This window comes from Empedobacter sp. UBA3239 (assembly GCF_002362875.1).
Lineage (GTDB): Bacteria > Bacteroidota > Bacteroidia > Flavobacteriales > Weeksellaceae > Empedobacter > Empedobacter falsenii_B.
In genome coordinates, this window is record NZ_DEVJ01000055.1 from 1 (window position 1) to 15541 (window position 15541).

Annotated in this window: 13 protein-coding genes; 2 read left to right on the plus strand and 11 right to left on the minus strand. The window is 32.0% G+C overall.

The features are described from left to right. Window positions 1-89 precede the first annotated feature (89 nt). A complete protein-coding gene (locus tag B4G36_RS07745; RefSeq protein ID WP_291063161.1) occupies window positions 90-539 on the plus strand; it encodes a hypothetical protein in 450 nt (149 codons plus the stop codon). Window positions 540-763: 224 nt separating this feature from the next. Here B4G36_RS07745 and B4G36_RS07750 read toward each other — a convergent pair whose 3' ends face one another. From B4G36_RS07750 to B4G36_RS07780, 7 genes are all read right to left on the minus strand, one after another. Then, complete coding sequence (locus B4G36_RS07750) at window positions 764-1456, minus strand: M48 family metallopeptidase (RefSeq protein ID WP_092908208.1); 693 nt, start codon at window positions 1454-1456, stop codon at window positions 764-766. A 3-nt stretch (window positions 1457-1459) separates the two neighbouring features. Beyond that, a complete protein-coding gene (locus B4G36_RS07755; RefSeq protein WP_291063165.1) occupies window positions 1460-4510 on the minus strand; it encodes a type I restriction endonuclease subunit R in 3051 nt (1016 codons plus the stop codon). Continuing rightward, a complete protein-coding gene (locus B4G36_RS07760; protein ID WP_291063167.1) occupies window positions 4503-7070 on the minus strand; it encodes a GmrSD restriction endonuclease domain-containing protein in 2568 nt (855 codons plus the stop codon). The genes B4G36_RS07755 and B4G36_RS07760 overlap by 8 nt, the downstream gene beginning before the upstream one ends. Next, complete coding sequence (locus B4G36_RS07765; protein WP_291063169.1) at window positions 7057-8877, minus strand: DUF262 domain-containing protein; 1821 nt, start codon at window positions 8875-8877, stop codon at window positions 7057-7059. The genes B4G36_RS07760 and B4G36_RS07765 overlap by 14 nt, the downstream gene beginning before the upstream one ends. Window positions 8878-8890: 13 nt before the next feature. Then, entirely contained in the window at window positions 8891-10075 is a 1185-nt protein-coding gene (locus tag B4G36_RS07770) for a restriction endonuclease subunit S (RefSeq protein ID WP_291063171.1), read from the minus strand. Beyond that, on the minus strand, window positions 10069-12567 hold the full coding sequence (locus tag B4G36_RS07775; protein ID WP_291063173.1) for a type I restriction-modification system subunit M: 2499 nt from the start codon (window positions 12565-12567) through the stop codon (window positions 10069-10071). Before B4G36_RS07775 ends, B4G36_RS07770 begins: the two co-directional genes overlap by 7 nt. Before the next feature lie 104 nt (window positions 12568-12671). Beyond that, on the minus strand, window positions 12672-12881 hold the full coding sequence (locus B4G36_RS07780; RefSeq protein ID WP_225541534.1) for a hypothetical protein: 210 nt from the start codon (window positions 12879-12881) through the stop codon (window positions 12672-12674). Window positions 12882-13032: 151 nt separating this feature from the next. On the opposite strand from B4G36_RS07780, the gene B4G36_RS07785 reads away from it, so the two are divergent. Continuing rightward, complete coding sequence (locus B4G36_RS07785) at window positions 13033-13452, plus strand: hypothetical protein (protein ID WP_291063175.1); 420 nt, start codon at window positions 13033-13035, stop codon at window positions 13450-13452. Here the strand turns inward: B4G36_RS07785 and ytxJ are convergent. From ytxJ to B4G36_RS07805, 4 genes are all read right to left on the minus strand, one after another. Further along, window positions 13441-13767: a bacillithiol system redox-active protein YtxJ gene (gene ytxJ / locus B4G36_RS07790; RefSeq protein ID WP_291063176.1), complete on the minus strand. Its 327-nt coding sequence runs from the start codon at window positions 13765-13767 to the stop codon at window positions 13441-13443. The genes B4G36_RS07785 and ytxJ overlap by 12 nt on opposite strands. A gap of 118 nt (window positions 13768-13885) precedes the next feature. Then, a complete protein-coding gene (locus tag B4G36_RS07795; protein WP_291063178.1) occupies window positions 13886-14872 on the minus strand; it encodes a type II toxin-antitoxin system HipA family toxin in 987 nt (328 codons plus the stop codon). A gap of 1 nt (window position 14873) precedes the next feature. Beyond that, window positions 14874-15194: a HipA N-terminal domain-containing protein gene (locus B4G36_RS07800; RefSeq protein WP_038330354.1), complete on the minus strand. Its 321-nt coding sequence runs from the start codon at window positions 15192-15194 to the stop codon at window positions 14874-14876. Beyond that, window positions 15191-15400: a helix-turn-helix transcriptional regulator gene (locus B4G36_RS07805; protein WP_291059400.1), complete on the minus strand. Its 210-nt coding sequence runs from the start codon at window positions 15398-15400 to the stop codon at window positions 15191-15193. The genes B4G36_RS07800 and B4G36_RS07805 overlap by 4 nt, the downstream gene beginning before the upstream one ends. Window positions 15401-15541: the final 141 nt, after the last annotated feature.

Genomic DNA, 15541 nt, shown 5'->3' on the forward strand with positions numbered 1-15541 from the left:
TTGGTGAGGCATAAGAGGAAATAAATCATTTCTAATGTTTTATTTATAATTTATTACATTTTATCCAACTTTAATAAAATCTCAAAATAATGGAAACAAATTTTTATATTATAAACATGCATAAAATACTTTATCTGGCTAGAAATTTACATGAAAAAGGTTACAATAATTTGAGAGTTATACCCTCATTGTCATCGTCAGGAATGTATTGGAGATGTATATTTCTAGTTGATGTGAATGGAAAAAGAAACAATCTTAATATAACAAATTGGATTCAAGAATTTTATGATGTTAATCTTAAAGAAATAGATCTTGATGAATTAACGAGATTATTTATTTCAGAAGAAAAAGAATTTCTAAAAAATGCTAAAAGCGAAAATAATGAATATGTTGAATGGTTTAAAAATGTACTTGAAAAAGTAAAAAAAGATGAGTTACCATATGCTTTTTCAGATTTTTATTCATCAACTCATTATTGGAAAACTTCAATCGGAAATAAAATCAAAATTATTCCTGGAGAAGAAAAGTATAATTTTTAAACTAATAAATCAACTTCTAAAAATTCATTGTAACGATAAAATCCAATGATGATTCAGTTTTTCAATAGTATTTGAATCAAAATCTGAACACGTACAAAACGTGACATCAGCATAAACTTGACACATAAATTTAAGTTTTTATAAATATACCTTCTTCTTAATAGATGCAAATCAATCTAAAAAAACAATTCTAAATTCTAAATTCTAAATTTCAAAAATAGACCTTACAAAGGCAATTCGTTCAATAATTTCTTCTGGGTTCTCCAATTTGGGAAATATTGATCCAATAATAATATAAATCGTTTATTATGATGTCGTTCTAACAAATGGGTTAATTCATGTACCACAATATATTCAATACACTCTAAAGGTTTTTTAGCCAATTCTATATTAAACCAAACACGCTGATTACTTGTAGCACAACTTCCCCATTTGGTTTTCATGTAACGAATTTTAAATGTCGGTACTTCTATACTCATTTGTCTGGCATAGACTTCAACCATTAGCAGCAACCGCTTTCTCAATTCTTTTCTATAAAATGCATACAACTGCTTTTCTAAAGATGCCTTATCATTAATATTTTTAGAATATAATACAAGATATTTACCTTCAATCTCTACCTTGCTTTTATTGGATTCTACTAATTTCAGCAAATATCTAGATCCTAAAAAAAAATGGCTTTCTTGATTTTTGAAAACTCTAGGCTCTTCCCTTTTTTGCTCCAAAAACTTGCGTTGCTCCTTCTTAATCCAAGCCAATTTCGTAGCGGCATAAATTTTCACCTTCTCCAAATCATAAAATTGAGGAGAAGAAATGGTAACATTTCCCTTTGGAGGATGAACACTCAAATGAAGATTTTTTATATCCTTGAACGTTACATCAATCTCCACTGTGCCTATCTTTATACGTTCCGTCATTGGTTAATACTCGTCTTTATGTGCTTCTATAATTTTATAAACTTCATCTACTTTTGTAAGATCATTTACTACTTTATAAATTGCTCCTTTTAAAACTTTTTGCTTTTGTACATTCTCCCTAAAACCTTCTTGTTTTGCATACTGAATGGTTTCTTCACATAGCAAAGCTAAACTTTCATCTCCCAAAGTATGATACAGAGCTACTTTTCCTTTCGTATTCAATGAAACTGGGATATCATCCTTTTTACCTTGATTGACTTGTCTGATTAAATTAGCCATCTCAATCAAATACTCTTGATAAGAAATTGTTTCTGCTTTTCTTCTTTCAATTAGTTCTTGTAAAAGTATAGACATTTGATCGAAATACTTTGGGTCTAATAAATGTTCTTCAACGATTTTACTACGAACATTGTTTTCAATAGTTTCCGCAACAGCATCTTTATTCCCTTTAATTCCTTTCGGTAACGAATCTATAGCTTCATTCATATTCGTCTCCATCAAATCTAATAAAGAGATATCATCAAATGGAGACACCTTTTCAGATTCCTCCGCTTTAATATACGTATCAATCAAAAAACGCATATCGGCTTCATAAGCTTTCAAATCAATCGTTTCACCCGATGCTATTCTTATCACTTCACGTAAGGCTAAATAATCCTCCATCTTTTTATGGAAACCTTGAATTTCAGCTTCTGTGAATTTTGTATTTACAAAATCGGCTTTTAGATTTGTATATGCGCGTATATACTCAACAATTGCTTTGTATAAGGCCATACGCTTGTATTCATTCGATTTTAATTCATCTGCATTTTCGGTATTTCCACAGAAATAATGAATATAATCGATGTCTGCTTTTGGATGTGCAACAGGTTCACAAATGGCTTCTACCGTTTCTTTTGCCGTCATCAAACGGTCAATCGCAATTTTTAAACGATCTTTCATACTAATTTCGACCTCGTCTTGCGTAAAACCTTCGCTATCCAATTCTGATGTATAAACATTGATGGCATCCGTCACATTACCAAACAATTCCATATAATCTACAATATACCCATAATCTTTATCATCCGTATCCAAACGATTCACCCTACAAATAGCTTGAAACAAGGTATGATCTTGCATCTTTTTATCGATGTAAATGTAGGAACATGGTGGCGCATCAAAACCTGTTAATAATTTAGAAACCACAATTAGTAATTTCATTTTTGCAGGTTCTTTTCTAAATCGTTCTTTACTTTCAGATTCGTAGGTTTCTGTTTTAGATTTATTCCCAGAACTTTGCACTTCTTTTAGAAGTTCAGTATAGGTATTAAAAATATATTCTTTATCAGTTTCGGTATCTGCTCCTGTATCTTCTTTCGATACATCACCCGTATGTGGATTGTACGATGTGATAATCGCACATTTATTCTTTAATTCAGTTTGTAAGAACAAATTGTAATACTTGCAAGCCTCATAAATACTTGATGCGACCAAAATAGCATTTCCCATTTGAGAACGCAGACGTGGTTTGGTTTGAAAATCAAAAATAATATCGGCTACAATCTTCTCCATGCGGCTTTTAGAACTCAATACATTCTGCATGGTTCCCCATTTCTTCTTTAGCTCGTTTCTTTGGAAATCATTCAAGCCAGCAGTTTTGGATTCAAACCATTGATCGATTTTCGCTTGTGAAGTCAAATTCTGTTCGATGCTTCTTCCCTCGTACATCAAATCTTTTACCACGCCATCTTCAACCGCTTCGTTGAATTTATAGGTATGAATGTATCTTCCAAAAACATCCATCGTTGTTTTCTTGTCTTCTTTCAACAACGGCGTACCTGTAAAACCAATGAAAACTGCATTTTGCAATACTGCTTTCATAACTTGGTTTAACTTACCACTTTGCGTACGGTGACATTCATCGATAAACACAAAGATTTCACCTTGTGTTTTTACGGGATTATCTTGCAATTCTTTGATAAAAGCATCAAAATCGGTTTCGGTTTTATTGCCAAATTTATGAATCAACGAGCACACCAATCGTGGGCGTGGCGAAGTCAAGAAATGCATCAGCTCTTTACCAGAGCGTGTTTTGGCAATATCTGTTTCTCCAACATCATTGAACACACGTTCTATTTGATCGTCTAGCTCGGTTCTATCGGTTAAAATAACAATGCGTGAGTTTGGAATATTTTCCAAAATCCACTTTCCTAACATCACCATCATCAAAGATTTACCAGAACCTTGTGTATGCCAAATAATTCCTCCTTCTCTTCGTTGTATAAAAGGTTGTGCCGATTTTAATGCAAAATATTGGTGAGGGCGTGGTAATTTTTTTACCCCTGCATCAAACACAACTCCATTGTAGATTATATCCAAAAAACGATCTTTAACACATAGTTTTTTCAGATATTTATCCAATTTATAATCTTTATTTTCTTGTTCATCTTCTTTCCAAGATAGAAAATATTTAGCAGGAGTTTCTATAGTACCATACTTCAAACCTTGGGTGTTGTTACCCGCAAAAAGAAATTGAACGGTACTGTAAAACCAATCGTTAAATAATTCTTTTTGGTTAGAAATCGTTTGGTTTACACTTTCTGCAATATCCGTTGTACCACGTTTCAATTCCAAAACACCCAATGCAATACCATTTACATACAAAACAATATCGGGACGACGGGTATTTTGCCCTTTTGCTAAACTTACTTCTTCGGCTATACCAAACTCATTTTTCGCTGAATTATTCCAATCTATCGGGAAAATGGTTTCAAAATTCTCTCCCAATTCTGGGCGTGCTTTTACACCATAACGAAGTAATGAATACATCGCCTTGTTACGATCGTACAAAGATCCTGCATTGGTATTGGCCGCATCGTACACTTCCTTCACGGCTTTATTGGCCAAAGTTTCGGAATAACCACGTTGCAAAAGATTCTCTTTCAATAACTCCTGTTCTACATTGCTATTGTGTTCACGTTTTTCCCAATTACCATAATAGGTATAACCCAATTGTTCTTGGAACAATTGAATGATTCTATTTTGTGTGATGCGTTCTCTTTGGTTAATCATTTTTTTTCAAATTATTAAGTTCGGAACATAAATCATTTAATTCGATTTCTATATCTTCAAATAAAACCGATTTAAATAAATGTTTGTGATTTTGGTCAAAAACAAAATTCAATTTACTCAAATTAATATCAGAATTTCTATACTCTTTTTCATCTGTATTATGGTAAAAACATAGCTCAAATTCTTCTTTACTTTTAGAGTATCTTACATCTAATCGATACTCTTTTTCATTTAAACTAAAATCACCTAAATAAAATCCAGGATGTCCATCGGTATTTTTTTCTTCAAAATACCAAAATTTAGTAAATGGGTAATATTTCTCTGGAGCAATTCGATTATCTTCTGCAGCAGCCTCATTTTTATTATCAAGAAAAAAACAATATGTTCTTAATTCAACGTGATAAGCATAAATTGGAAATCCTTTCAATAGACGTATGTCATTATCAGATTCCTTCCTTATCGCAGTTTCTTTACAATAGTCAATTGCTTTAGGATATTTCAGAAATAAATATTTAAAATCAGATTCTTTTAAGTTTTCTATATTTAAGTGATTACTAATATAATTTTCTAAAAGCTCGACTGTGATGTCTTTTCCTTCTAGCTTGTCTATCGATTTTTTAAGAACCTTAATTTTATCACCTTTAAAAAACAGTCTCCAGTTTTCATTTTTGGTTCTCAATCCTCCTAAAGACCCACTACAGAAAATGTAATCAGCCTTATAATATGGTAGATAAAAACCTTGACATAAAAGGAATCGCTCTAATATCTTATTTGAATGCTGTCTTATTTCTTTATTGTATAAAATGGAGACAGCTTGACTGTATTTAATAAAATCCTCTAATACATAGTTGCTTGATTCATCCTTAGAGAAATCTAATAAAAATTTAATTTGCCCGAAAAGATATGGATGATTTTCAGCTTCAATTATTGGCTCTTGCCAATCATTATCGCCTAATAAATCCAATTTAATTTTCTCTTCTTCAAATTGAGGATTTTCAAAAAATACATTTTCAACCTCATTCCTAAGTATAGCTTGACCAATGTTAAATTTGTAAGGTTCAAGATTTTTAAGCTGTTTTAAAGCACTATTATAATTCTCTGGACTCTGTATATAGGTGTTATATACAGTATTCCTTGTATAACGCAACCATTGTTTTAAGGCATCATTTGAGTAATTGGAATGTTCTCTATCATTTATAAAAATGATAAAAGCATAGTAAAATACTGTATTCCATAATGACGGTGTAAAAGTACTGTCTTTTAAAAACAAATCTGATATATCGGTGTCAATAAATGGTTTACAGATTATTTGCCCAAGTCCTAATTCCTTATAATTATTGTCTTTTTCTAAAAATAGTAATGAATTAAACGTCTTTTCAATAAATCGAAGTGTATCTTCATTAAACAAGAAAAATTCTTTTTCTTCACCATCTTTTTCCCATTTTATTATAAAATTTTCTAGAGGAATATAAGATATTTTCTTGTTATCATAGATTTCAGTATTTCTGATTTGACTATATAAATCTTTAAAATTGTCAAAAGGAATCTCTGTATTATTCGATAGACAATACATAAGAGCCAAATTCTTGATGTAATTATAGTAATAATCATCTAGTGCATTAAAATCTACATTTACTTTACGCCAGAAATAGTTTAACCAATCTGTATCTAATCTTTTCCAAAACGACTCAAACCAATTTGAATCTATTGTATTATTATGTTTTTCTTGTAACCAAGATTTAAAATGTTCATAGTCTGACAATTGTTTCCCTCTGGAATTCATTTTCACATATAACTCATCCGTTTGATTTAATGAATCTAAGTCCATAAAATCAAATTTAAAAGGAAGATTTTCTAAATCCTGACTAGTAAAATCAAAACCTGAATGAGAATCAAATTCTTTTTCTATTGATAATAGCATTTCTAACATTCCGCTTACAGTAGCATCCTTATTCCATTTTTTTAAATAGAAACTAGAATTAGTAATAAGCTCTTTAATATTTGATTTAGGATTATTCTTTAGCTTTTCCCTCAAAATATTAATTGTAGCAACTTCTGTTAGTTCATTACAAAAAGCTAATGCAGATTTTCTATTCGTGTATTTAAAATGCTGTAACCAATCTAAACTACTCGTTTTTGCTCCTTTAAAATATAAATACCAATAAAGAATATATAACGTAGTAAGCCTTTGCTGTCCGTCTAATGGTATAAATTTCAGAATAGTTTGACTGGAATTATCCGTTGTAACTTCTTCAATATTGGCATTAATTTTTAATTCTAAATTATTAGCATAAAACTTAACAGCTTCTAGTATAGAATTTACTGCTTCTCGATTTAATACTTTGCGTCTTAAATTTTCCTTTCCATCAATTTTACCATAAACAAAACCTAAGTGTATTTCTCGATTATCTATAATAGATTTTACAAGATCTCTTACGAAACGTTTTCTAATTGATTTTACTTTCTCTGTTTTTCTGCCTTGTGCATATTCTCTTTGTATTATCGGAACCTCAACAACATGCTCACTGATAATGTCATGAAATGATTTAGTTAAATTCATCTTGTTCCAATTTTAAAAAATTTGTAATCGTACTTTTTACCATTTTTAAATACAATTCTCTATCTCTAATACTCCAATAATCAATTTGAAATGCACTTGAATTTGTTGATTTTTTTAGAAAAACATTTTTTGTTCCTATAGGTATATATGCATCCGCATCTATTTTAATCTCCTTATCTAATTCAAGAATAATATCTCTTTTTCTTCTGAATGGCTTTTTGCCCACTTTGATATTAGTTGATTGGTCTAACAGACATAAATTATTGAAATCATCAACATTAAAAAATTCAACAATTTTATCATTGATTTCTTTAATTTTCCTTTTACAATCTCCTTTTTTATTTTCTGTTATTAGCAACTTTAATTCTTTAAGCAACTCCAAAATAATGCTCTTATTTTCCTGATTTATATCTTCAACCGTTGATAGATTTATTAAATTTTGAATATCCAAATAGAAGTTATTGAATTCCTCAAAAGAATCTAATCCATCATCATTTTTTGCAAGGATATGTTCGATATTCCAGCTCTTAGTTTCATAAAATCGATAAAATGGGAAGAAGGTTTCTAAATCTTCAGTTTCTGTAAGGGCAATATTGTAAAGAAAAAGCATTTTGAATACAGTACTATCATTGTATTTTATTTTTTCAAGGTCATATTTTTCCTTAGAAAACTCATCAGATATAAGACCTCTTAATTTATTTCTAAATACTTTTTTAGTACTAGAATTGTTAGCTATTTCTAAAACCTTAGATATATTAAAATCTGTCAAATGAATAATAGTACCTATTAAATGGTACGATGTACGGTCAAAAAACCATTCTTCTAAATTATTGTATAGTTGCGTGATATTAGCCCAATCTGGTTTACAAGATTCTACATTATTTTTAAATGCGTTTTCAAACTTTCGGTAGTTGTAAAATTTATCTTCATTTTTCCCAAAACCGTTATGTAACTGAAACAGTAAGTTTATCTTATTGGCTAGATTTTCATCATTTTTGTTACTCGTAACAAATTGCCAAAACTTCTGGTCGCTCATTTGATGTTCAATAAGATTCCAATCGTCTGCAAATTGATTCTCTTCATACTGACGTTGTACCGCATTGGGCGTTTTAGCAATATCTAATACAAATAAAGCTTTAATTAATTCGGCTTGTTCAAGTTCAATTTTACCTTCATTAAAATTGATAAACTTTTCTATAATTTGTTTGTCATCAGAAGCATCGTCTTCAACATACCAAATTACTTTCGTTTGGTTATATAGTTTATGCTTAAATATCTCTATTGCTTCTGCATCTAATTGACTGAACCAATTGCTAATAACAACATAATTTTTGTAGAAATAGAAATTATCTACCGTATTGATTTCTGGAGAATCAACTATAATATTTTCTTTCCAAAAGTTAAATATTAAGCTATCTATTTCTCCAAAACTATCTATTCCTGCTGGAATAATAAATGTAGGAATTGGTAATGTAGGAATACGCTCTATGAATGAATTAATACCATTATCTTCTGTATTTCTGGTAGTATATAATAGTTGATAGCTTTTAGACTTAAAATACATTAGAATTAACGATATGGTAGTCGTTCTTTGTTGTCCGTCAATTAATTCATACGTTGTATCGTCAATTTTTCTTATAACTAAAGGTTGTAAGCAATAAAACGACTGAAACTCTGGCGTAAACTCATCTATATCCGTAAGAAGGCTATAGACTTGGGAAGTATCCCATCTATAGCCTCTTTGGTAAGCATCTATTCTAAAATTGAAGTCTAATAACTCTTCTATCGATTTTAAATTTTCATTCATTATACAGTTGTGTTTACACTAATCGTATTCTACCTGTAAGTAGCTTTTGCATTAAGCCTTGTTTTATTTGTTTGGCTTTTGCCAATTTTTGTTCTAAAGCTTCTATTTCTGCATCCATATCCGATAATATCGTTGCTATACGCTCTTGCTCGGAAAGGGAGGGAATTTTATATTCTAAATTTTCAATATCACTATGTGATAAATGCTTTACTGTTGTACTTCCTGTTGATTCCTCAATTTCTTTTAATTTATCAATCAAAGAATAAGCTAAATATTGAATCGAAATTTCTTTTAATTTCAAAACTCTTCCAACTCGTTGATTTAATAGTGCTTTACCTTTTTTCCATAGTACTGGTTCAAAATCACCATCCATACCTATCAATAAATCCTCGTTATTTACAATGAAATCCTTCTTAAATTCTCCAGAATAATAGAATATTGAATCGTCACTTCTTAAATCTCTATTCTTGATTAATCTTTCACCAATCATTTTAGTATTAAAGAATTCAGATGAAAAAGGAAAACCAGTTTGAAACTTAACATAATCCCCCAACTTCTTCACTTCCCAATCCTCTTGAGGTGTCAGCAAGGTTTGCATAGCGCCTTGTTTAATGAGGCGTTTTTTGGCGATAAGTTGTTCTAAACTTTCTATCCACGCATCGGCATCACTCAAAGCTTTCGCAATTGCTTCTTGCTCCGCTAAGGGGGGAAGGGGGATAATAATTTTATCAAAATCAGCTTTACCTAAATTTGGCTGTGCACCAGAATTTACTAATTCTTTAACTGTTTTTTGAACTAAAAATGATTGTAAAATATGATAAATGAAATTATTATCTACACCTTCTTTACCATTAAATAATCCTACTCGATAGTTCTGTAAACATCTTTCATTATAATCTACTTTACTTACTTTACCTAATGTAGCTCCAGTTAAAGCCATTACTACATCACCTTTAAATAACTGTATTGACTTGAATTTTTCAAAAATATCTTCTGAAACAAATGTGAATTTATTTACATCTATACCTCCTGAATCTTTCAGTGTACCAATTTTTATTACTGGTACTCCAGATGATGAAAAATGATGCTCTAAAAATTGAAAACCATGTCTAAGTTTAACAAAATTAGAAAATACACCGTAATCCCAAACCTCGGGAATCACGCCAATTTCGGTTTGTTTGTAGCCTTGCTTTACCATATCCATCCCATTTTTTCAAGGTGAGACTTTACTTTCCCTTCGACTTCGCTCAGGGAACGTTGCAGTTCTGGTAAAGTTGTAGCGTAGCGTTCTGCCAGTTCCTTAATGCGTTGGGTTAGGTTTTGGCTAATGCGTTCTTGCTCTTGCGTCAAGGCATTTTGCAAATAGGCTTGCCATTTGTTTTCCAATACCAAAGTCTTAATATCGGCTTCACTCAATGCAGGGTATTTTGCCAATACAGCTTGTTCTAAGTCGGCATTTAGCTTTTTAATTGCGGCATTGGCTTTTTTAATGGAAATGTCTAAGGCTACGTATTCTTCTAATACATCAAAACTACTTTTAGTCTCATAAACCGCTTCTGGTTCTGCTACCATTGCGTATTCGTGTTTCGCAGCAGCTTTTGCCTTTTTGGTAGGTTGTAATTGTTTCAAAAGTTTTCCTACTTCGGTCGCATTAATCTTTTCCAAATCGGCAAACAAACCGTCTTCACTACTTTGTTCTTCTTCTACCTCCGTCATACGCGCTTGTGCCGTTTCTACCTTCGCTTCTTCGGCACGTATCGCCGCTTGTAGCTCTTGGAAATACACCTCAATCAACAATTGTGGCGATAGCATACGACCTTCAATCCCTGCCAAACCAGCCACTTCTTTATCGCCTTTGGTTTTGCCATTCTTGTCGGTTTTCCCTTTTATCACCAAACGTTGGTACTCGTTGCCCGCTTTCCAGCCGTCCATTCGGATGCTGTACACATCGTCTTGCATCGTTTCGTTCCAATAGGTCATCAAATGCTGATACATATCGTAGGCTTCTAATAAGGGGTTACTTTTAAACGCTTCCAATATCGACTGACTCGCTTGCTGTATAATGGCTTTGGTATCAGCACCTTGGTCGAGGTTTTGCCAAGTGGCTTTTTGCGTTGCCAACCATTGCGCAAAGGTTTGGTTCACTTGCTCGTTAAAGGCTACAAATTCGGCATGCGCATAAATCGTCGCTTTCAATTCCGTAGTCGGAACAGAAAGTTCATAAAAACCATCACGCACCGCGGTAAACAAATCTTTCTTCACTTGCGGAAACACCTTCCAGTAATTTTCTAAGGCATCAATATCCGCTTGCGGAATGCCCCCTTTCAGGTGTGCTTCTATGTTTTGTATATCTTCGGCTTCCTGCGTATCGATATAGCGCGGAATGTTCAAGTTGTAATCGTTCTTCGGGTCGGCTATTTCCGTCATCGACACCATACGGCTGTATTTTGGCACTTCTTGTTCTGCCGCAAACACATCCGTAATCTTACGAATATCTTGCTCGCGCAAACGGTTTTTATTGCCATCTTTCACAAAGCCTTTGCTCGCATCGATCATAAAAATCCCTTTGCGGTGCTCGGCATGTTCCTTATCCAACACAATGATACAAGCTGGAATACCCGTACCGTAAAACAAGTTGGCAGGTAAACCAATAATCCCTTTGATGTAGCCTTTCTTCAAGATATTTTTACGGATTTCGCCCTCGGCATTCCCACGGAACAAAACCCCGTGTGGCAATACTACCGCCGCTTTACCTGTCGATTTTAAGGATTGAATGATGTGCAATAAAAAGGCATAATCGCCATTCTTTTCTGGTGGTACACCCAACGCAAAACGGTTGAACTCGTCTGCCTCTACATTCACACCATTGCTCCAGCTTTTTAAGGAGAACGGAGGATTGGCTACCACATAGTCAAATTGCTTCAATCTCCCATCGGCTTCTTTGTAAGCCGGACGCGTCAAGGTATTATCTGCCACAATCTCCGCCGTAGGGCTATTGTGCAAAATCATATTCATACGGGCCAAGTTGGCCGTCGTCGTTTCTTTTTCTTGTCCGTAAAGCGTTATGTCCTTACCCGATTCATTGGCTACTTTTAATAATAGCGATCCCGATCCACAAGTTGGGTCATACGCCGTCGTTTGATTCGTGGCATTATTCGGATGAATCCCAATTACCTTTGCCAACACACGAGATACCTCCGCAGGTGTATAGAATTGCCCTTTGGATTTACCGGATTCCGTCGCGAAGTGGCGCATCAAAAACTCGTAAGCATCCCCCAAAATATCATCACCTTCGGCTGAGTTCGCCGAGAAATCCAAGGCATCGTCATTGAAGATACGCACCAAGTTAGATACTGTATCCACTAAATCTTTTCCCTTACCTAATTTACTTTCATCGTTAAAATCTGGGAATTCGTTCAGCTTGTTGGCTTCTTTAATTGGATTTAAGATGTTTTTATTAATCTTATCTCCAATCTCCGCATTTCCAATCAAAGCAACCATATCATCAAAGGTCGCACCTTCAGGAACCGTAATGGCCCCAAACGGATCGTTTTTGTATTTGTCAGAAATGTACTTCACGAACAACATCGTTAGTACATAATCTTTGTATTGAGAGGCGTCCATACCGCCACGTAATTCGTCACAAGATGCCCAAAGTGAGCTATATAATTCAGATTTCTTAATTGCCATAATCTTTATAAAAAATTGCTGTAAATTACTAATAAAGTACCAATAAACATCTAACAAATCTCATAAAAATAGAAACCTCATAAGATTTATTGATTTTTAAAAATCTACTCCTTCGGAATCTCCACGAACACAGCACCAATATATTCTTCTTTATACCCTTTTACTGTCATCATGTGTATAAATGGAAGTAAATCCAACTCAATTGAACTTCCATTAAAAGTTTCTTCTTTCAAATCTAAATTACCATTATAACTCAGGGTTTCTTTCACTTTTTTTAATTGTTCATCAGACAATTCAATTGTAATTATAGGCATATTTTCTTGTTTTTAATTTATATTACAAAGGTCATAAACCATCCCGCCAAAACATGTCTTTTAGATATTTTTATAATTATTTTTTAGACTATCGTAATCTGATAGTTGTGTAGTCATAGGTTTGCTTCATAATAAAATAAAGCAAATTGTTATGAAATTAAAAATCCATTACGAAGTCGAAACACTATTCGATCAAGAAACAAAAAAAGTAACAATCAATTCGTTTTATAACGATGATCCGATTGTTGCTCGCGAAGAAGCTTTTTCGTTTTTAAGAAATTATATCAATGTTCTGAAAGAAGAAAATCAAGTAGAAGTTGAAACTAAATATTCGGCACCACGAAATCATGCCCAATTTAGATTTGATAGTCGCACCAAAAATTTCGATCATAATTTGAGTACATATTTTGTAAGTCAATTAGTGTTTAAAGACTCAAAATTAAATAAGGGGTTAAAGATATATTTTGTCGTAGATGAAACTTTTTATACAGGTGAGGATTTTATTGATGAACATGAGCGCAATTTAGTTTTTCAGTTAGGAAATCAAACCGAAAATTCTTTAATCGAATAAATCTAATTGATTCTGAATTTCTTCATTTTTTATTTTACGATGCGATGCATTGTACACACATTTTCCATCTTTTATAATTAGGATTTGCGGTGATTCGTGCTGAACATTGTATCGTCGTTCAATCTCATTAGAGAGTGGTCTATACGTTAATAAATCTAAATAATTCAGTTCAAAATCGCTTTCTTTTACAATATCCCAAATAATATCACATAACCCACAAGTTGTACTGTGTTTATAAATAATTTTTGGTTGATTAAAAGATGCTTGATCAATTTGATTTAAATGATCTAAAGTTGTAATATCTATTTTTTTCATTTTTGATTCTATTATTTCGCTTCTAAAATTACGTTGAAAAGAAGGAATAACCTATTCTATTTTCCTTATAGGATAAATTATAAAAAATGTGTTAAGGAAATCTTCTCGTTCAGTTTTTTCAATCTATAACTATTTTTAATTTCTTCAATCGACGCTGATAATTTTGTAAATAATTACGTTTTAACTTATCAGATAAAAACGATTTATTGATTAAATCTACCACTTGATCTTCCTTAGAAGATAGATTTTGAAGAACTTTAGCAATAGATTTTTCTGTCATTTCTGCATTCTCACCTAACAAAAATAATTGGTCGATTATTTTACCTTTTGAGATAGATTTCGGTAATAAACCATCTTTTAAAGCAAAATCAGCATCCTCGATATGAATTTTGGTATTCAGTAAATCATATGCTGGACTTAATTTAAAATCTCCTTGCTGAGTTTCTATTAAAGAAAAATTCTTTAAATGAGCATCTCCATTTGAAAACAGATAATTGAAAAGGATTAAAGTAAATAACTTTGGAGTTTCTACTTTCCAAGCTGGAACATATTTTTTTAAAGCATCAAACAATTCTAAGTAATTACCTTCGTATTTATATTGTTCTCCATCTGTTGCTGGTGATTTTCCTAATAGTGATGCAAAATCTTCTACGGCTAATTTTTCACCATTTTCATTGTAATCAAATCGTTTAGTAAGGTATGCTGGACTTCCATCTTTAAAAAAAACTAACGCATTTTCTGCTGTTTCAATTTTAAAAATTTGTTTAGCAATTTGCATCGTCAAATGTTCGTTAGCTGGTGCAAATTCACTGTTTTTAGGTAAATCAGAAATCGGTTTCAGTATATATTGACCGCTTTCCTTTTCATTCGTTAATCGTAATTCATTTCCATCAAGAATTAAAGAATATTTCTCTTGAAATCCCGAAATAGAAATATGTGTTTGATTTTGGTTAAAACTACTTTTATCCTTACGATCAGTTGGCGAAGTATAATTTAAAAATGGACTTACCTTTTTACCATTAAACATTTTCTTTAGAACAACAGGACTGTACGCATTAAAATTTTCTTTTAAAGAACCGGGACAATTAATTAATTCTAATTTCATTTTACACTCTTTCTATTGTTACTGCACCAATTGTATCTATTTTAGATGCTTTCAATAATATTCCAAAAGCATCATCTTCATCAATCTTATATGTTTTACAAATCATACGTTTATTTACCCCTTCTGGTAATAAATGATAGAAAAAAGGAAACAAAGTTTCAGAATCAAACTCTTTTTGATTTTTAGGCAACGTTAAACTTATAGAAGGCTTAGAATCATCATTTAACCAATCTTCATTATAGATAAAATGAAAGCGACCATTATCCAATTGCGTTAGAACTCCTGCCCTTTCTCCTTTATATAAAATTTGAGCAATTCTCATGATTCAATTATTTTAACCTCTAATTTAATTTCTAATCCTAAGGCATCACACAACTTTTGAAGCGTTTCTAAAGTTGGATTACCTTTACCACTTTCAAATTGTTTTAATGTACGTAAACCTACACCCGAAATATCTGCTAATGATTCTTGTGTAATATCTAAAACTTTACGACGTTCTTTTATCTGTTCGATTATTAATAGTGTCATTTATTGCACTTTTAATGTAAATTTAGAAAGAAATTAGATATAAAACAAGAAAAGTGCAATTAAATGCACTTTCTAAAGAGTGTTGCTCGTTTTTAGTCTAAAAGCATATAAATAGTGCAACATATTGCACTTAATAAATCT